This window comes from Streptomyces sp. NPDC054866 (genome assembly GCF_053610745.1).
Map to the genome: position 1 here is coordinate 1 of NZ_JBSGZA010000037.1, position 1,025 is coordinate 1,025.

Consider the following 1,025-nt stretch of genomic DNA (forward strand, 5'->3'; position numbering starts at 1 on the left):
AAACGCCGACGCTGGAACGCATACGTCGGCAGCACCACCCGCCGCCCACCAGCACCCGCGAATACCGCCCGCCAGTCCACACCCGCCCCGGCGGCAAACGCAGCACCCACACCCGACAACAACACCTCAGCAGCAGGCGACCCCTGCCCACGCGACAACGCCACCCACGTCACCGCCTCATCCCGCACACACTCCTGCCCCATCGCCGTCAACACCGGCCCCGGACCCACCTCCACAAACACCGACACACCAGCCGAACGAGCCGCCCGCACACCATCCGCGAAACGAACCGGCTCCCGCACATGCCCAACCCAATACTCCGGATCACACACCGCAGCCGGATCCACCAACTCCCCGGTCACGTTCGACACCAGCGGAATCACCGGCGCCCGATACTCCAACTCCCGCACCACCCCACGGAAATCCTCCAGCATCGGCTCCATCAACGGAGAATGAAACGCGTGCGAAACCGTCAACCGACGCGCCCGACCACCACCCGCCTCCCACCGCGCCACCAGCCCATCCACCACCACACCAGACCCGGAAATCACCACCGACCTCGGCCCGTTCACCGCAGCCACCGCCACCCCCGACACACCCTCCAACAACGCCTCCACCTCACCAAGACTCCCCCGCAACGCCACCATCGCCCCACCCGCCGGCAACGCCTGCATCAAACGCCCCCGCGCCGCCACCAGACGACACGCATCCCCCAACGACCACACCCCCGCGCAAAACGCCGCCGCCACCTCACCCACCGAATGCCCCACCAACACACCCGGCTCAACCCCCCACGCCCGCAGCAACCGGAACACCGCCACCTCGAACGCAAACAACCCCGCCTGCGCAAACTCCGTCCGATCCACCACCCCCCCACCATCCGCCAACACCTCACCCAACGGACGACTCAACAACCCATCAAAACCCGCACACACCTCCTCAAACGCCTCCCGGAACACCGCAAACCCAGTCAACCCCGAACCCATCCCCGACCACTGCGACCCCTGACCGGTAAACAACAACCC

1 protein-coding gene is annotated in these 1,025 nt (G+C 67.0%); it reads right to left on the reverse strand.

The window, feature by feature from the left end:
- A partial coding sequence (locus tag ACWGI2_RS42075) for an acyltransferase domain-containing protein (protein WP_453701341.1) occupies positions 1-1,025 on the reverse strand: 1,025 nt, incomplete at both ends.